19 protein-coding genes are annotated in these 16,195 nt (G+C 62.5%); 7 read left to right on the top strand and 12 right to left on the bottom strand.

The window, feature by feature from the left end:
• Window positions 1–111: 111 nt before the first annotated feature.
• From H3221_RS22800 to H3221_RS22755, 10 genes are all read right to left on the bottom strand, one after another.
• A complete protein-coding gene (locus tag H3221_RS22800; RefSeq protein WP_196476200.1) occupies window positions 112–663 on the bottom strand; it encodes a chorismate--pyruvate lyase family protein in 552 nt (183 codons plus the stop codon).
• A gap of 272 nt (window positions 664–935) precedes the next feature.
• Window positions 936–1,382 carry a flagellar export chaperone FlgN gene (gene flgN / locus H3221_RS22795; RefSeq protein WP_196476199.1) on the bottom strand — a complete coding sequence of 149 codons (447 nt, stop codon included), beginning with the start codon at window positions 1,380–1,382 and terminating at the stop codon, window positions 936–938.
• Entirely contained in the window at window positions 1,379–1,657 is a 279-nt protein-coding gene (flgM, locus tag H3221_RS22790) for a flagellar biosynthesis anti-sigma factor FlgM (protein ID WP_196476198.1), read from the bottom strand. Before flgM ends, flgN begins: the two co-directional genes overlap by 4 nt.
• A 78-nt stretch (window positions 1,658–1,735) precedes the next feature.
• The gene (locus H3221_RS22785) at window positions 1,736–2,161 is read right to left on the bottom strand and encodes a flagellar FliJ family protein (protein ID WP_072426154.1); all 426 of its coding nucleotides are present in this window, start codon (window positions 2,159–2,161) and stop codon (window positions 1,736–1,738) included.
• A complete protein-coding gene (gene fliI, locus H3221_RS22780; protein WP_017676087.1) occupies window positions 2,158–3,474 on the bottom strand; it encodes a flagellar protein export ATPase FliI in 1,317 nt (438 codons plus the stop codon). The genes H3221_RS22785 and fliI overlap by 4 nt, the downstream gene beginning before the upstream one ends.
• Before the next feature lie 16 nt (window positions 3,475–3,490).
• Window positions 3,491–4,183 (bottom strand): flagellar assembly protein FliH, encoded by a 693-nt coding sequence (fliH, locus tag H3221_RS22775; RefSeq protein ID WP_196476197.1) that lies wholly within the window; start codon window positions 4,181–4,183, stop codon window positions 3,491–3,493.
• Between the two features lies 1 nt (window position 4,184).
• A complete protein-coding gene (locus H3221_RS22770; RefSeq protein WP_192985531.1) occupies window positions 4,185–5,249 on the bottom strand; it encodes a FliG C-terminal domain-containing protein in 1,065 nt (354 codons plus the stop codon).
• Window positions 5,224–6,909: a flagellar basal-body MS-ring/collar protein FliF gene (fliF, locus tag H3221_RS22765; RefSeq protein ID WP_196476196.1), complete on the bottom strand. Its 1,686-nt coding sequence runs from the start codon at window positions 6,907–6,909 to the stop codon at window positions 5,224–5,226. Before fliF ends, H3221_RS22770 begins: the two co-directional genes overlap by 26 nt.
• Window positions 6,910–6,928: 19 nt before the next feature.
• A complete protein-coding gene (locus H3221_RS22760) occupies window positions 6,929–7,264 on the bottom strand; it encodes a flagellar hook-basal body complex protein FliE (RefSeq protein ID WP_196476195.1) in 336 nt (111 codons plus the stop codon).
• A gap of 12 nt (window positions 7,265–7,276) precedes the next feature.
• The gene (locus H3221_RS22755; protein WP_196476194.1) at window positions 7,277–8,686 is read right to left on the bottom strand and encodes a sigma-54 interaction domain-containing protein; all 1,410 of its coding nucleotides are present in this window, start codon (window positions 8,684–8,686) and stop codon (window positions 7,277–7,279) included.
• A 479-nt stretch (window positions 8,687–9,165) separates the two neighbouring features.
• Here H3221_RS22755 and H3221_RS22750 point away from each other — a divergent pair, with 479 nt between their 5' ends.
• Genes H3221_RS22750 through flhA form a run of 7 tightly spaced genes read left to right on the top strand, consistent with a single transcriptional unit; the run spans window position 9,166 to window position 15,434 of the window.
• A complete protein-coding gene (locus tag H3221_RS22750) occupies window positions 9,166–10,005 on the top strand; it encodes a FliM/FliN family flagellar motor switch protein (protein WP_196476193.1) in 840 nt (279 codons plus the stop codon).
• Complete coding sequence (fliN, locus tag H3221_RS22745; RefSeq protein WP_045735562.1) at window positions 10,002–10,373, top strand: flagellar motor switch protein FliN; 372 nt, start codon at window positions 10,002–10,004, stop codon at window positions 10,371–10,373. Before H3221_RS22750 ends, fliN begins: the two co-directional genes overlap by 4 nt.
• The gene (fliP, locus tag H3221_RS22740; protein WP_196476192.1) at window positions 10,373–11,125 is read left to right on the top strand and encodes a flagellar type III secretion system pore protein FliP; all 753 of its coding nucleotides are present in this window, start codon (window positions 10,373–10,375) and stop codon (window positions 11,123–11,125) included. The genes fliN and fliP overlap by 1 nt, the downstream gene beginning before the upstream one ends.
• Window positions 11,126–11,137: 12 nt before the next feature.
• A complete protein-coding gene (locus H3221_RS22735; protein WP_037051071.1) occupies window positions 11,138–11,410 on the top strand; it encodes a flagellar biosynthetic protein FliQ in 273 nt (90 codons plus the stop codon).
• Between the two features lie 3 nt (window positions 11,411–11,413).
• The gene (gene fliR / locus H3221_RS22730) at window positions 11,414–12,208 is read left to right on the top strand and encodes a flagellar biosynthetic protein FliR (protein ID WP_196476191.1); all 795 of its coding nucleotides are present in this window, start codon (window positions 11,414–11,416) and stop codon (window positions 12,206–12,208) included.
• On the top strand, window positions 12,201–13,334 hold the full coding sequence (gene flhB / locus H3221_RS22725) for a flagellar biosynthesis protein FlhB (RefSeq protein ID WP_196476190.1): 1,134 nt from the start codon (window positions 12,201–12,203) through the stop codon (window positions 13,332–13,334). The genes fliR and flhB overlap by 8 nt, the downstream gene beginning before the upstream one ends.
• A gap of 3 nt (window positions 13,335–13,337) precedes the next feature.
• Complete coding sequence (gene flhA, locus H3221_RS22720) at window positions 13,338–15,434, top strand: flagellar biosynthesis protein FlhA (RefSeq protein ID WP_196476189.1); 2,097 nt, start codon at window positions 13,338–13,340, stop codon at window positions 15,432–15,434.
• Window positions 15,435–15,545: 111 nt separating this feature from the next.
• On the opposite strand, the gene H3221_RS22715 is transcribed toward flhA, so the two are convergent.
• Together H3221_RS22715 and H3221_RS22710 are read right to left on the bottom strand one after the other, a co-directional pair.
• Window positions 15,546–15,887, bottom strand: a complete 342-nt coding sequence (locus H3221_RS22715; RefSeq protein ID WP_160018759.1) for a PilZ domain-containing protein — start codon at window positions 15,885–15,887, stop codon at window positions 15,546–15,548.
• 105 nt (window positions 15,888–15,992) lie between these two features.
• A partial coding sequence (locus tag H3221_RS22710) for a hypothetical protein (protein ID WP_224490761.1) occupies window positions 15,993–16,195 on the bottom strand: 203 nt, incomplete at its 5' end.

Raw genomic sequence — 16,195 nt, 5'->3', positions numbered from 1 at the left:
GGTGGATGGCGCTTTATCCATCCAGCGTTACCGCCGCGCGGTTACGGTGCGCTTTCGGCCCGTGGAACCTCGCACAGATGGCGGGTGGAAAACGCTTCGCAGTTTTCCACCCTACGCCTCGATACCCGCCGCTTGCCAGAAGGCCGGGAGAAACACCTCGGCCACCAATACACCGAGCGCACCACGGCTGAAGCATGAGCGGCGCGCCCACAGACGCTCTTCGCGCACAGCTTCCGGCAGCCAGGCCGCCGGATAGCGGCAGGCCTGCAACTCGCCGCGATCGAAGGCCCGGTCACTGAACAGCAACTCACCCAGCGAGCGACTGCCCAGCTCCGCCAGATTCAGTCCTGAGCCTTCCAGCGCGCTGCGCGCGGCAACGCTACGGGCGAACACCCAGGGCTGCCCATGACCGCGCAGATACACCTCGCGCACCCAGCCCTGGCTGCCATCGGCCACGCCGAGCAGCGCGCACTCGTCAACGCGCAGGCGCTGCCAGCCCTGCTGCAGCGGCGTCACCGAGAAGCCATCAGCGGACAGCGCAGTCAAGCGCCGGGTCAGCGAATCCTCGTTGAACAACCAGTCGCGCACGCCGGCAAAAGGCTGCGGATGCAACTGGGCATTGGTCAGCCAGCGCGGCGGATGAGCGAGAGCGGCGTGAGGCACGGAGAGAAATCACCACGGATCGGAAGCGCGCGAGTCTAACACGGCGTGGCAGGCGCTTTGAGACCGCGACATTGGCTGCAGGAGCGTAGGGTGGGCCGGGCGGCGATCCGCTTCAGCCCGCCGGCAATGATCCACGTGGGCTAAAGCTCACCCTGCAAGGCTGCCCGCGCTTGAGGCCGGTAGGGTGGGCTTCAGCCCACCAATGATGCTCAGCCACCAACGGCGTTCAGCTTGGACCAATACGGATCGCCGCCCCTAAAAGGCCAAACTACTCAATACGGCTGCGGCGCGTACAGCTGCGCCGAGCCCGGCTCGCCTAGCAGCTGCTCGAGAATTTCATGGTGCATGGCCAGCAGCTTGCCGTTGCGCTCGTTCAGCCGCTTGCACTGGCCGGCCAGTTGACCGAGCTGTTCCCAGGTGTGGGCAAGGTGATTGCGCTGGCTCTGTGGATAACGCGCCAGGAGCTTCTGCATGGCGCTATGACCGCTGCCCAACGCAAAGGCAGCCAGCACTTTGCTGCGGCGTTCGGCACGTGCCTTGGCCTGGTCGACCAGCGGCAGAATCTGCTCGTTGAGCAGATCGATCTGCTGACTGTCGCGCTTGAGCAACTGCTGATACAGCTCCTGCATCAGCCCGCGCAGGACCAGATAGCCGGCGCAGTCCTGCTCGAGGTCCTGTTCGACGACCAGAAGCAGCTGTTGCTCACGCGCGGTGATCACGCATCGCTACCGCTGTGATAGGTCAGCATGCTGCCGGCCAACGCGGCAGGATCGCTGCTCAGTTCGCCGCGGGCCAGCGCGGCCTTGAGCTGGGCAACCTTGTCCAGGTCGACTTCGGGCAGGCTGCGCAGAGCGTCTTGCAGCTGTTCCAGGCGCGGCTCCTGGCTGGCACTCGCACGAGCATTGCCGCTCGACTGCGCACGGGCGCTCTGTACCTGTGCCGGAGCGTCGCTGGCCGGGTTGAGGCTGGGCTTGAGGTGCCTGCTTATTTCCATGATTCGAATCCAACTCGCGTGGTGTTATGGCCTAAGAGCGACCGGGCGCGACAAGAACTTAAACGCGTCAGGTAAAAATTAACCGACCTGGGTTCGCCACCAGGCCTGCGCGGCCAGGCCATCCTGGATCTTCTGCTCCTGACGGGCAAGCAGATCCTGCCACTCGCCCATCTTGCCTTCGAGAAACTGGGTGATGACCTTCTCGCTGCGCATCGCCGCCAGCAGCTCACGCTGAATGCGCGCCAGATTCTCCTCGGCCAGCGCCAGCTCGCGGCGCTGCAGTTCGACCATCTTGTACAGTGTCGCCTTGTAGCGCTGCTGATTGTCGCGCTGCAGTGGCGTGGTCATCGGCACACTGAAACCGCACAAACGGCTGAGCCCGGTGATGTTGTTGCGATAACGCTGACACAGATTCTGCTGATAGCTGACCCGCCCGAGCATCTGCTGCACACGATTGCCACGCAAACTGGCCAGACGTCCGAGTACTTCCAGCTGTTCTTTCATTTGATGATGCTCTGCAAAGTGGCGATGCTGGCGCCGAGTTCGGCGCCACTGCCGACCTCCTGGCGCAGGAAGCGTTCGAGGCTGGGCGCCAGCTGCACGGCGCGGTCGGTCTTGGCATCCATACCCGGCGTGTAGCCGCCGAGCGGGATCAGCTCCTTGATCTTCTCGAAGGTGCTGTAGAACTCCTTGAACTGACGCCCGGCCGCCAGATGTGCCGCTTCACCGACCTGACTCATACAGCGGCTGACCGAAGCGGAAATATCGATGGCCGGGTAGTGGCCGACATCAGCCAGACGCCTTGAGAGCACGATGTGGCCGTCGAGAATCGCCCGCGCGCAATCGACGATCGGGTCCTGATGGTCGTCGCCCTCGGCCAGCACGGTGTAGATGGCACTGAGACTGCCGCTGCCGCTCTCACCATTGCCAGCGCTCTCCACCAGTTCCGGCAGCATGCCGAATACCGACGGCGGATAGCCCTTGGTGGCTGGCGGCTCGCCGAGGGCCAGGGCGATCTCGCGCTGGGCCATGGCGTAGCGGGTCAGCGAGTCGACCAGCAGCAGCACGTCCTGGCCCTGATCGCGAAAATAGGCGGCGATGCTGTGGCACAGCTCGGTGGCTTTCAGGCGCATCAGCGGTGATTCGTTGGCTGGCGCCACGACGACCACGGCCTTGCGCAGCCCTTCCTCGCCGAGGGAATGCAGGATGAATTCCTGTACCTCACGACCGCGCTCGCCGATCAGCCCGACCACCACCACATCGGCCTTGGTCTGCCGGGTGATCATCCCCAGCAGCACGCTCTTGCCCACCCCGGAGCCGGCGAACAGACCGACGCGCTGCCCCTTGCCGAGGGTCAGCAGGCCATTGATGGCGCGCACGCCGACGTCCAGCGCAGCCTCCACCGGGCGACGTCTGAGCGGGTTGACCCTGGGCAGCTCGACCGGCAATGGGTCGCGTCCGCTGAGTTTGCCGCGCTCGTCCAGCGGCTCGCCGAGACCGTTGACCACGCGCCCTAGCCAGGACTCGTCGATCTGCAGCAGCGCTTCGTCCTTGGCCGGGAATACCCGTGAGCCGGCGGCCAGGCCGACTGGCTTCTTGAACGGCATGAGGTAGGTGATATCCCGGTTGAAGCCGACCACCTGGGCATCCAGCAGGCTGCCGTCGGCCTGTTCGACGCGACAACGCTGGCCGGTGCTGCGCTGGCAGCCGAGGCTCTCCAGCAGCATGCCGGAGACCCGCACCAGGCGCCCGGCCACCTTGGCCAGCTGCACGCCATCGAGCGAGCGCAGCGCTTCGTCGAGTTTGTAGTCGAGCATCAGAGTCTGCTCCCGCTCAGGCTTCGGTCAGGTGCAGATGTTCGGCGAGGGTGTCGATGCAGGCGTCCAGGCGCTGCTGGCAACCCACGTCGGCTTCGGCCTGCGGCGTGACCACGCGGCACTCGCCCAACGCCAGGCGCTCGTCGGCCACCAACTTCCAGTTCGCCGCGCGCTCCGGTGCCAGCGCCCTGATCCGCGCGTACTCTTCGGGACTGAGCAATACCTGCACGTCCTCGGGCTCACCGGGCATGCTGGTCAGCGCCTCTTCGACCAGCGCCAGCAGTTGGGTCGGATGCAGCGTGAGCTCGCAGCGGATCACCTGCTGCGACACCTTCTTGACCAGTTCCAGCAGCTCCTGACGGCGCTTGTGCTCCAGCTCGCCAAGGTACTGTTCGAGCTTCTCGCTGATCTGCTGCAGCGGCTGGGCGGCCAGCTCGAACTCGCGGCGGCCTTCACTGCGACCCTCCTCGCGTCCGAGCTTCAGCCCCTCGTCGCGGCCCTGCTCGAAGCCAGCCTGACGCCCGGCTTCCTCGCCCTGCTGCAGGCCATCCTGGTAACCCTTCTCAATGCCCTGTTGAAAGCCATCGGCCATGGCCCGCTGCAGGCCGGCGGCATCGCCGCTCCAGTCCACGGCTGGCTGGCTGCTGCGCGGGGGGAAGCGATAGGCGCGCCACGAGCGGACGTCGCCGCTGATTACCTTGACCGTCATCTCATTCCACCGTTTGTTCGCGGAACAGTTGCACCTGCAGCTCGCCGCTGGCCGACATTTCGCGTACCACGGCCATGATGTCCTTGCGCACCTGCTCGACACGGCTCAACGGCACCGGGCCCTGGCGCCGGTTGATCGACTCCATCTGCTGGGCCTGGCGCTTGGGCATGGCGCCGGTGATGGCGCGTACCAGCTCGGGCTCGGCCCCTTTGAGGGCGACCACCCACTCTTCCAGCGGCACGGCTTCGAGCAGCGCCTGCAGCACGTCCTGGTTCTGCCGCGAGAGGATGAAGAAGTCGTACATTTCATCCTCGATGCGCTCGACCAACTGATCGTCATGGGCGCGCAGCAGTTCGAACATCTGCCCGCGATCGCCCTTGAAGCGGTTCATGATGTCCGCCGCCTGCTTGACCCCGCGCACCTGCGAGCCCTGCGTGCTGAGCACGGCCAGGCTGCGCTCGATCAACTGCTCCAGCTCGGCGATGACGTCGCTGTTGACCTCGTTGAGGTTGGCGATGCGATACAGCAGCTCGTCCTGGCGCTCCTTGGGCATGCATTCCAGCACTTCGCTGGCCATGCCCGGCGGCAGGAAGGCGAGGAATACCGCCTGCATCTGCGCGTGCTCCTTGGCGATCAGCGCGGCGAACTGCTTCGGGTCGAGCCACTCCATCTTGGCCATCTTGGCGCGGATCTCCTCGCCGTAGATGCTGTCGAGCAGGGAGCGGGTGATTTCGCTGCCCAGCGCCTTGCTGAGCATGCCGTCGAGGTAGCCGCGCGAGGCGCCCTTGATGCTGCTCTGCTCCTTGTAGTCCTCGAAGAAGCGACCAATGACGTCGGAAACCATCGGTTGCTTGACGTTGGACAGCCGCGCCATCGCCTGGCTGATGCTGACGATCTCTTCGCGCGAGAAATGCCTGAGCACGCCGGCAGAAATCTCGTCGCCCATGCTCAGCATGAGAATGGCGGCCTGCTCGGAGGTACTCAGCGATCGCTTCTGCACGCGCATGCGCATTTCCTGGGCGGTGGAGCCGCCGCGGCCGTCAGGCTGGGTTGAGGTCTCGTTCATTACGCCCTATCCACTGTTTGATGACTTCCGAGACACGCTCGGGATCGTTCTTGGCCAGCATCTGCAGGTGTTCGATCTGTAGCTCCAGGCCCGAGCCAGGCGCCGGCAGGCGAATCTCCGACAGGGGGCTGAGTTCGCCGAGCACGGTAGCGCCAGGCGCATCATCGCCAACACGCGCCAGCAGGCGCTCCGCTGCGCGCTCGGCATGCAGCGCGAGCTGCTCGTCGCCCTCGACCGCCACCGGCGTAGCAGGCTGGCTGCGCTGGCTCAGGCTGCGCACCGCAGGACGCACCACCATCAGCAACAGCAACAGGCTGATCAGGGCGAACACGCCGAGCTTGGCCAGGTCATGCACCTTGGCGTTTTCCCACCAGGGCAGCAGCTCCTCACCGGCACCGCTGATCCCGACATCGGTGAAGGGGAACACGCTCAGCGTCAGCAGATCACCGCGCGCCTGGTTGAAACCCACAGCGCTCTTGATCATCGCCTCAAGCTCGGCGCGCGCCTCGGGCGTCCAGCCACCCTCCGGCGCCACGGCGGCATTGAGCACCACGGCGATGCTCTGCTGACGCAGACTGAAGGGCGCGTGTTTGACGTGAGTGACGCTCTGGTCGTAATCCAGCTGGCGATTGGACTCCTTGCGCAGCGAGGTCGCCGCCGGATTGGCAGGCTCCGCCTGAGCGCCCGCCTGCGCCTGATCGGCAGGCGGCTCCGGCGCAGGCTGTGGCGGACGGTTGGCCAACGCGCCGGGAACACCGAGTGCCAACTGATCGAGCACGCTCTCGTCGCGCAGCACTTCGTTGCGCAGGCGCGGCGTCTCGCCGTAGGACTGGAAGGTTTCTTCCTTTTGACTGAAATCGATGTCGGCAGACACGCTGATACGGTAGTTGCCACCGCCGAGCACCGGCGCCAGCACCGCCTCGGCATTGGTCACGGCCTTGTTCTGGTAGTCGTCGACCACCTGCCAGTTCTGCACCGGGCCGCCCAGTGTGTCGATACCGCGCGACAGCAGCGCGCCGTACTGGTCGACGACCTGAACATTGCCCGCATCGAGCTGCGGCACGCTGCCAGCCACCAGGTTGACGATGGCGCTGACCTGCTCCGGCGCCAGCTTGTAGCCAGGTGCCAGCTGCAGCATCACCGAGGCCTTGCCCGGATCACGCTTGCCGACCACGAAGGAGCTGCTCTCCTGCAACGCCAGGTGCACGCGCGCGCCTTCCACGCCCTTGAGCGCCATCACCGTACGCGCCAGTTCGCCCTCCAGACTGCGCTTGAGGCGCACATCCTGGACGAACTGACTGGTGCCCAGCGGCTCGTCCTTGTCGAACAGCTCGTAGCCGGCCGGCACCTTGACCTGCACGCCCTTGGCTGCCAGCAGCATGCGCGCGCGGCCAAGCTGATCCTCGCGCACCAGAACCTGACCGCTCTGTGGATGGAGGCGGTAGACGACCGCCTCACCGTCGAGCACCTGCATCACCTCAGCGGCCGGATAGGCTTCGCCACTGCCATACAATGGCCGGAAAGAGCCCTGGTCGCGCCAGAGGTAGAACACCACACCGACCGCCAGCAAGGCGGCGACCAGCGCAAGGCCGATCAGGGTCATGCGTGGATCGAGTTTCAGCCCGTGTTCAGGCAGCTTGCTTCTTATGGTCTGCAGCACGCGTCAGCCCCCAATCCGCTTACAGCGGCATCTTCATGATGTCGTCGAAAGCGCTGGATAGCTTGTTGCGCACTTGCATCAGGGCACTGAACGAAACGCTGGCCTTCTGACTCTCGATCATCGCCCCCACCAGGTCATCGCTCTGCCCGCTGTCGACCGCGGCCATCAGCTCGCCGGAACGATGCTGCTGCGCGTCCACGGCGCGCACCGCATGGTCGAAAGCAGCGGCAAAACCTCGCTCGCCGGGCTGCACGGCAAAAGCCTGCGCCGGCTTGATCGGCGTCGCTTCGCTGAGGCTTTTGAGTTGTTCCATGCGGCCCAGCAGGTCATGCTGCACCTGGCTAATCGAATTCATCCTTTGCTTCTCCTAGACGGGAATCTGAACGCCCTGCTCGCGCATGGCGTTGAGGCGATAGCGCAGTGCGCGCGGGGTCATGCCAAGGCTTTCGGCGGCCTTGGTCTTGTGCCCACCGAAACGGCGGATGGTGTCGATCACATGTTGGTACTCGGCCCACTTGCCGCTCGCTCGCAAGGCTGCCTTGCCACCTTCGAGCGCCTGCGGCTGCAGACGTGGCGCCTGCTCAGGCACGCTAGTCACAGGTACGCTGAGGCCCAGATCCTGAGCCTGGATGTACAGGCCATTGCGCAGAATCAGCGCACGCTGCAGGCAGTTCTCCAGCTCGCGCACATTGCCCGGCCAGTCATGCGCCAGCAGCGCGCGACAGGCATCTTCGGTGAGCAGTTCGTGACGAGCGTCCTGCGGGGCGTACTGGCGGATGAAGCGCCGCGCCAGAGCCAGCACGTCCTCCCTGCGCTCACGCAGTGGGCTGATGTGCAGCGGCAGTACATCGAGACGGAACATCAGGTCGGCGCGGAAACGGCCCTCTGCCACCTCCAACTGCAGATCGCGGTTGGTGGCCGCGATGATGCGCACGTCCAGGGCAATTTCCCGGCGCCCGCCGAGACGCTCGACGCGTTGCTCCTGCAACACGCGCAACAGCTTGGCCTGCAGGCCAAGCGGCAGTTCACCGATCTCGTCGAGCAACAGCGTGCCGCCATTGGCCAACTCGAACTTGCCGGGCTGAGCACTCACGGCACCGGTGAAGGCACCCTTTTCGTGGCCAAAGAGAATGGATTCGAGCATCTGCTCGGGTATCGCCGCACAGTTCACGGCGATGAAGGGCGCATCATCCTGCGCGGAAAAGCGGTGAATGTAGCGAGCCATCAGCTCCTTTCCGGTGCCGGTCTCGCCAGTGATCAGGATGGGCGCGCGGGTCATGGCCACGCGCTGAGCCATGGCCAGCAAACGGCGGCCGGCCTGCGAGCAGGAAACGAATCCCTCTTCGCCAGCGCTGGCCGATTCCTGACGGCGCAGCAGCGCACTGAGCTGGGCTTCGCTGAAAGGTGCCAGGAGGTAGTCGACACAGCCCAGTTCGAGCAAGGCTGCAGCTTTCTCTTGGTCGGCATACTCCACGACCGGCACGACACCCACGCGACCAACCTGGCGCAGGATGGCGTCTACCTGTGCATAAAGGGTATTGCCCGCCAGGCTGCTGACGAACACCAGCACCAGGCTGGCAGCTTCCAGTGCGCGCGGGTCAAGCTCCAGGCAGCTGGCGAAGCGGCGTACCTGAAAGCCCTGGCGTAGCAGACCACCGGTCAACAGGCGCTCGCTGGCCGCATCGGCCTGACCGATCACGACTATATATTGCTGCCCCAGCTGTTCATTGAACAACTCGTCGCAGGCGTAACTTACCGTTTGAGTTGAATGCTTCAAGGTAAATCACCCGATGTCTTTCATGAGCCCGGCGGCGGCATTCGACCCTGTGTGCAAAACTGCCAAGTAGATGACAGATTTTTTTCACGCGGCCCCTTAATCTTTCGAAACTTTCCGTCGCTTGTATTGGTCAACTTCGGCAGCACTTAACGGCGTGCCATACATACGCGCAACGGATCACGGCGCAAACGTTAACAAGCGCACAGAAAACCGCCGAATTACTTGTTGTTATTTCCTATCAATGCCGGCAAATCGCTATCAAAAACGGCATTTGATATCTATTGATTTAATTTCTCGCCCTCCCTCAGCCTAGACTCCTCCTCGTCATCACGGGCCTGCGTGCTTATTCCCGGGTGAATTCGACGCCATGGCCAAGGCACTGCTGCCAAAGCCCGCCGGCATATCAAAATATTCTCTGCACGCCTATCGAATTGCTCGATGGTGCACGCGCAGTTACAACCAGGAATACAGCCCACAACATGACCGGGATTAAAAAAGTCCTTCATGGCGTGCCCGCCGACAGTCTGACCCGGTTGAAACCGCAGAAACTTGGCCGGCATTACCACAAGATCCCCCACTATATTCGCGAGCTCTCCAGCAAGTATCCACGCATTATCAGTGACTACTTTCTGCGTAACTATCGGATCAATCTCGAACTGCTGCGCGTCGATGTTCACGAGCACGTGAATAAAGAGGCCGAGTGCCTGTATCGCTCGGCACTGGGCAAGGTCGGTTTCGCCATGGACCGCGCCCTGCTGACTGAAGCGCTGGAGTGTTACTACGGCGGCACCTGCCTGCCCAACCACGAAGCGCCGCCAGTGAGTACGTCAGAGCAGCGCATGCGTACGCGCCTGGGTATGGACGTGACCCAGTTGTTCGCCCGCTCGATTCTCGCCGGCCAGACCTTCGGCAAGCTCGAGCCTTACGACAACACCTATGAAGAAGCAGCCTGGGAGTACGTGGCAGAGTTCCACTTCACCAGCCATATCACCGGCAGCCAGGCATCAATCTTCATCTATCTGGATACACAGTTGGTCGATGAGCTGACCAGCCGCCTCACGACCCCGGCTCCGGTGACTCAGGGCGGCAACTCGCTCAATCAGATTCGTCAGTTGCCGGTACGCCTGGACTGCGTGGTAGCCAGCCTGCAGATGCCACTGTCGCAAGTGCTTGCCCTGCGCCCCGGCGACATCCTGCCGATGCGCCTGTTGGAGCGCTGCGATGTACAGATCAACCAGCAGAAGCTGTTTCGCGGCGCCATCTTCGAAGACGACGGCTCCTTGTTCCTGACTTCTCTTGAGAGCATGAAGACCCCATGAGCAGCCCTATTTCCGATAACGATTTCGACAGCCTGATCAACGACGCCGGCCTCAATCTCGATGAGGCCGTCAGTGACTCTGCCCCGGAGCAAGCGCCTGCCAGCCTGCCGCAGCAGGACCTGAGCTTCTTCGGCAAGATCCCGGTTAACGTCACCCTGGAAGTGGCTTCCACCGAGATCACTCTCAAGGAACTGATGGACGTCGACGCCGGCAGCGTGATCGCCCTCGACAAGCTGGCCGGCGAACCGCTGGATGTGAAGGTCAACGGCGCACTATTCGCCAAGGCCGAAGTGGTGGTGATGAACGGCAATTACGGCCTGCGCATCGTCGAGCTATCCGGTAGCGGCCTCAGCGGGCTGGGCGTGTGATGCTGCGCCGTCTGCTGCAATCCGGCCTGCTGCTGGCAGCCCTGTGCTGTCCGTTGCTGGCAACGGCGGCCGGCGGCGACATCACCCTGTTCAACTTCAACGACACCGAAGATGGCCAGACCCTGAGCGTCAAGCTGCAGATCCTGCTGATCATGACGCTGCTGGGTTTTCTCCCGGCCATGTTGATGATGATGACTTGCTTTACCCGCTTCATCATCGTCCTGGCCATCCTGCGGCAGGCCATCGGCCTGCAGCAGAGCCCGCCCAACCCGGTGCTGGTCGGCATCGCCCTGTGCCTCACGCTGCTGGTGATGCGACCGGTATGGCAGGAGATGTACACCGAGGCCTACGTCCCGTTCGAAGCCGACCAGATCAGCCTCGAACAGGGCCTGGGCGAAGGCAAGCGCATCATCAGCCAGTTCATGCTGGCACAGACCAGCAAGAACTCGCTGGAAACCCTGGTCGCCCTCGCGGGTGAGGAAATGCCCGAGGACCTGGCCCAACTGGACTTCTCCCTGCTGCTGCCGGCCTTCGTACTCAGTGAGCTGAAGACCGCCTTTCAGCTCGGTTTCATGATCTTCGTACCCTTTCTGGTGATCGACCTGGTGGTGGCCAGCGTACTGATGGCGATGGGCATGATGATGCTCTCGCCGATGATGATCTCGCTGCCGTTCAAGCTGATGATCTTCGTTCTGGTCGATGGCTGGGCGCTGCTGGTCGGCACCCTCACCACCAGTATTCAGCCCTATTAGCGAGGCTACGCGATGCTCACGCCCGAACATGCCGCCGAGCTGGTGGCTCACGCGGTCTATATCACTGGCCTGATCGTCTGTGTACTGGTAGTACCGAGCCTGCTCGGTGGCCTGCTGGTGAGTATTTTCCAGGCGGCCACGCAGATCAACGAACAGATGCTCAGCTTTCTCCCGCGCCTGCTGATCACTCTGGCGATGCTGGTGTTCGCCGGCCACTGGATCCTGCGCACGCTGGGGGATCTGTTCATAGAAACCTTCAAGCAGGCCGGGCATCTGGTGGGCTGAAGCATGTCCGAACCCGTGCTGCATGCCAGCCAGTATCTGACCAGTCTGCAGGTTTATTGGTGGCCGTTCTGCCGCATCGTTGCCCTGCTCAGCATGGCGCCACTGTTCAATCACAAGACAGTCTCGGTGCGCGTGCGCATCCTCCTCGCCCTGGCCTTGAGCATTGCCCTTGGCGCCGCGCTGCCGGACATGCCGCAGATCGACCCGCTTTCACTGAAGGGCCTGATGACTGCATTGGAACAGATCGCTTTCGGCGTGCTGCTGGGACTGACCCTGCAACTGGTGTTCACCATTTTCATGGTGGTCGGTGAGGTGGTGTCGACGCAGATGGGCATGAGCATGGCGCGCTACAACGACCCGGTGAACGGCGTGTCGTCGTCCTCGATCATTTACCAACTGTACTTCATCCTGCTGGTGCTGCTGTTCTTCGCTATCGACGGCCACCTGGTCACCATCAGCGTGCTGTATCAGAGCTTCCTGTTCTGGCCGGTCGGCAGCGGCCTGCATTACCTGGGCGCACAAAGCTTCGTGCAGGCCTTCGCCTGGGTATTGGCCGCCGCCGTGCTGGTTACCTTGCCAGTGGTGTTCTGCCTGACCCTGGTGCAGTTCTGCTTCGGCTTGCTCAACCGTATTTCGCCGGCCATGAACCTGTTCTCCCTGGGCTTTCCCATCAGCATTCTGATGGGCCTGCTGTGCATCTATCTGACTCTGCCCAATCTGCCCGACAGCTACCTGCACCTGACCCGCGAGCTGCTCAACGGCATCGGTGTGATTCTGCGCGAGGGCGGCGATGTCTGAGCAGAACAGCGGCCAGGAAAAGACGGAAGAGGCCTCCGCGCACAAACTGAAAAAGAGCAAGGATGACGGCCAGGTCGCGCGCTCCAAGGACCTGTCGACCACCATCTCGCTGATCGCCACCCTGTTCATCCTCAAGTTCAGCGCCGGGCTTTTTCTGGAGGGGCTCAGCGACAGTTTCCGCCTGTCGTACATCCAGTTCGGGCATAGCGAGATCGGCCTGGATGACCTCGACACCCTGCTTGGCTACAACATGCTGGTGTTCATCAAACTGCTGTCGCCCCTGCTGCTCACCTCCGTGCTGGTGGTAGCACTGTCCCTGGTGCCAGGCGGCTGGGTGTTTTCCGCGAAAAACTTCGCCCCGAAATTCAGCAAGCTCAATCCCATTACCGGCCTGGGCAAAATCTTCTCGGCGCAGAACTGGAGTGAATTGCTCAAGTCGATCCTCAAGGTACTGGTGCTGCTCGGTGTCGGCTATGTCCTGGTGCGCGCGGCCCTCCCGGACCTGATCGCGCTGCAACGCAGCAGCGTGTTCGAGGCGATCTCGGCGGCCCTGAACCTGACCTTCAATCTGACCCTGTGCCTGATGCTGATCTTCGTGGTGTTTTCCTTCATCGACATCCCGCTGCAGCGCTACTTCTTCCTCAAGAAGATGCGCATGACCAAGCAGGAGCGCAAGGAGGAGCACAAGAACCAGGAGGGTCGCCCCGAGGTCAAGGCGCGCATCAAGCAGTTGCAACGGCAAATGTTGCAGAGGCAGATCAGCAAGGTGATCAAGAACGCCGACGTGGTCATCGTCAACCCGACGCACTATGCCGTAGCGCTCAAGTACGACACCAAGAAGGCCGCAGCGCCCTTCGTGCTGGCCAAGGGCGTCGATGAAACCGCGTTATACATGCGCCAGATGGCCACCAAGCACGCACTCGAAGTGGTGGAGATTCCTCCGTTGGCACGCGCTATCTACTTCACCACCCAGATCAACCAGCAGATCCCGGCCCCGCTATATACCGCCGTGGCCCATGTGCTGACCTACATCCTGCAGCTCAAGGCCTGGCGCCAGGGGCGCAGAAGCAAGCCAGAACTGGCGAGCAACCTCCCGATTCCCGACAGCTTGGCCAACAGGGGCTGATTCATGAACCTACTGCAGCAACTCGCGCCCACCTTCCGCAGCGGTCGTATCGGTATTCCGGTGCTGATCCTGTCGATCCTGGCCATGGTCATCCTGCCGCTGCCACCGGTGCTGCTCGATGCCCTTTTTACCTTCAACATCGCCATGGCCATCCTGGTGTTGCTGGTCAGCGTATCGTCGAAGAGCCCGCTGGATTTTTCCCTGTTCCCCACGGTGATCCTGATCACCACACTGCTGCGCCTGTGTCTGAACGTAGCCTCGACCCGCGTGGTGCTGCTCGAGGGCCATACTGGCACCGGTGCGGCGGGCAAGGTAATCGAGTCGTTCGGTGAGGTAGTGATCGGCGGCAACTTCATCGTCGGTCTGGTGGTGTTCGTGATCCTGATGATCATCAACTTCATCGTCATCACCAAGGGCGGCGAGCGCATCTCCGAGGTCACCGCGCGCTTCACCCTCGATGCCTTGCCGGGCAAGCAGATGGCCATCGATGCCGACCTCAATGCCGGCCTGATCGAGCAGCACGAAGCCAAGCGCCGCCGCGCGGAAGTGGCCAAGGAAGCCGACTTCTACGGGGCCATGGACGGCGCCTCGAAGTTCGTCCGCGGCGATGCCATCGCCGGTATTCTGATCCTCCTGATCAACCTGTTCGGCGGCTTCGCCATCGGCCTGTTCGTCTACGACCTGGGCGCAGGCCAGGCCTTCCAGCAGTACGCCCTGCTGACCATCGGTGATGGCCTGGTAGCGCAGATACCGGCACTGCTGCTGTCCACTGCGGCGGCGATCATCGTCACGCGAATCAACGAATCCTCGGACATCACCCAGCAGGTGAACCGCCAGCTGTTGGCCCAGCCGGCACTGCTCTACACCGTGGCCGGCATTCTATTCACCCTGGCACTGGTGCCAGGCATGCCGCACCTGGCTTTCATCAGCTTCGCCGCTCTGGTGGCCTTCATCGCCTGGATGGTGGCGCGTAATGGCCCACCCACTGAAGCAGCCAGCCTCGAACAGGTCGAGGCATTGGGCAAGGCGATGGAACAGGAACGCGCGCAAAACATGGTGTGGGAGGACATCCCGCTGGTCGAGCGTCTGTCCGTGTCGCTGGGCTACAAACTGGTCGGTCTGGTCAACGAAGCTGCCGGCGCGCCTCTGACCCAGCGCGTGCGCGGCGTACGTCAGACCCTATCGGAAAGCCTCGGCTTCCTGCTGCCAGAAGTGCATATCCGCGACAGCCTGCGTCTCAAGGCATCGCAGTACAGCATCCAGATCAATGGCGAGAAGATCGACAGCGCCGAGCTGCATGCCGATCGCATGATGGCTATCCCCTCACCGGAGCTCTATGGCGAGATTGACGGCATTCTCGGTGTCGACCCGGCCTACCGCATGCAGGTGGTGTGGATCCAGCCGGAGGACAAGGCGCGTGCGTTGAATCTCGGCTACCAGGTCATCGATTGTGCCAGCGTCATCGCTACGCACCTGAACAAGGTCATCCGCGAGCATCTGCCCGATGTGTTCAAGCACGACGACGTCGATCATCTGATGCAGCGTCTTCAGGTGCAGGCGCCGAAGCTGGCCGACAGCCTGAAGAGTCAGCTCAGCTACACCCAGCAACACCGTGTCTATCGCCAGTTGCTGCAGGAGCAGGTGCCACTCAAGGATATCGTCACCATCGCCACGACGCTGCTGGAAGCCAGCGAATCGACCAAGGACCCGGTATTGCTGGCCTCGGACGTGCGCTACGCGCTGCGCCGCAGCATCGTCGGCATGATCGCCGGCGAGCGCCAGGAGCTGTCGGTGTTCATTCTCGAAAATGCGCTGGAAAATACACTGCTCAATGCCCTGGCCATCGCGCAGCAGGCCGGCCCGGTGAGCCTGGACAACATCCCGGTAGAACCCAGCCTGCTCAATCAGTTGCAGAACACCATGCCGGTAGTGAAGGAAAAGTTGCGCAAGGACGGGCACCCGCCAATCCTTACCGTGATGCCGCAACTACGCCCGCTGCTGGCACGGTATGCGCGGGTGTTCAGCCCGGGCCTGCATGTGCTGTCGCAGAACGAGATCCCGGAAAGAGTGGGCGTCAATATCCTCGGCACGTTGGGCTGATCAGCAAACGTCGAGCACGCGGGTGGATGTTCTTCGCATCCACCCCTCTGACCTGATAACAAGATTGCCGCGCCAGAGCGATCTCCTTCATCGCCCCTCCATCCGCCTCACCTAGGCCTTTTCCTTGCGCACTTTGCGCATACCGTCGATCAGTCGGACGTACTCGGCCGTCTCCTCCTGCAAGGCCAGCCCGGCTTCGAAGAAGCCTGTGCGGGTATTCTCCTGCGACCACTGACAGACCATGTTGACATCCACCTGGCGCATCTCTCCCTGACGATCACGCATGCGCACGCGTAGCTTCAGCTCGCTTCCCGGCTCTACCGGCGTATCGCTCAGCAGTTTCATCCCGCATTCGGAAACATCGCCCGCATAGCCGATCAGCGTATCGCTTTCTCGATCGCTGATCTTGATGCGGAAAGTAGAGCGGAAGGTGATACGACTCGATTGACGCATAGGAGAATGCCTTAGTGCTCGCCACGTCTGGTTGGATCGCAAGGATCAGGAGTTATCAATCGAGATCATTCCGAAGGAAGTCGCGCATTGATGGCCTGTGATTCATCAGAACAAGACGACCATAGCGAACACACACTTAAATTCGAGGCAAACACTGACGACTTGCACGAGCGATCTCTGCAGCGTATCCACTGCAGGGTTCACCGTGAGCACCGGCATATCGGCGTCATTAGCGGTGCGCGCAGCGCACCCGACACGAACCGTTGTTTCCCCCCGCACCGAGAAGAAACCCCAGCCCCGCAGGGTGT

The organism is Pseudomonas chaetocerotis (assembly GCF_015712105.2).
GTDB classification, from domain to species: Bacteria; Pseudomonadota; Gammaproteobacteria; order Pseudomonadales; family Pseudomonadaceae; genus Aquipseudomonas; species Aquipseudomonas chaetocerotis.
Note: the sequence above shows the minus strand (reverse complement) of the source record. Positions and strands in the feature narration are given on the sequence as shown.

Excerpts from the sequence above, each read along its gene's own strand:
- flgM (WP_196476198.1), bottom strand. The coding sequence starts at position 1,657 with ATGGAAATAAGCAGGCACCTCAAGCCCAGCCTCAACCCGGCCAGCGAC.
- flhA (WP_196476189.1), top strand. The coding sequence starts at position 13,338 with ATGAACCTACTGCAGCAACTCGCGCCCACCTTCCGCAGCGGTCGTATC.
- fliH (WP_196476197.1), bottom strand. The coding sequence starts at position 4,183 with ATGACGGTCAAGGTAATCAGCGGCGACGTCCGCTCGTGGCGCGCCTAT.
- H3221_RS22750 (WP_196476193.1), top strand. The coding sequence starts at position 9,166 with ATGACCGGGATTAAAAAAGTCCTTCATGGCGTGCCCGCCGACAGTCTG.
- fliP (WP_196476192.1), top strand. The coding sequence starts at position 10,373 with ATGCTGCGCCGTCTGCTGCAATCCGGCCTGCTGCTGGCAGCCCTGTGC.
- fliR (WP_196476191.1), top strand. The coding sequence starts at position 11,414 with ATGTCCGAACCCGTGCTGCATGCCAGCCAGTATCTGACCAGTCTGCAG.
- H3221_RS22715 (WP_160018759.1), bottom strand. The coding sequence starts at position 15,887 with ATGCGTCAATCGAGTCGTATCACCTTCCGCTCTACTTTCCGCATCAAG.
- H3221_RS22785 (WP_072426154.1), bottom strand. The coding sequence starts at position 2,161 with ATGAAAGAACAGCTGGAAGTACTCGGACGTCTGGCCAGTTTGCGTGGC.
- H3221_RS22770 (WP_192985531.1), bottom strand. The coding sequence starts at position 5,249 with ATGAACGAGACCTCAACCCAGCCTGACGGCCGCGGCGGCTCCACCGCC.
- fliN (WP_045735562.1), top strand. The coding sequence starts at position 10,002 with ATGAGCAGCCCTATTTCCGATAACGATTTCGACAGCCTGATCAACGAC.
- H3221_RS22735 (WP_037051071.1), top strand. The coding sequence starts at position 11,138 with ATGCTCACGCCCGAACATGCCGCCGAGCTGGTGGCTCACGCGGTCTAT.
- H3221_RS22760 (WP_196476195.1), bottom strand. The coding sequence starts at position 7,264 with ATGAATTCGATTAGCCAGGTGCAGCATGACCTGCTGGGCCGCATGGAA.
- flhB (WP_196476190.1), top strand. The coding sequence starts at position 12,201 with ATGTCTGAGCAGAACAGCGGCCAGGAAAAGACGGAAGAGGCCTCCGCG.
- fliI (WP_017676087.1), bottom strand. The coding sequence starts at position 3,474 with ATGCTCGACTACAAACTCGACGAAGCGCTGCGCTCGCTCGATGGCGTG.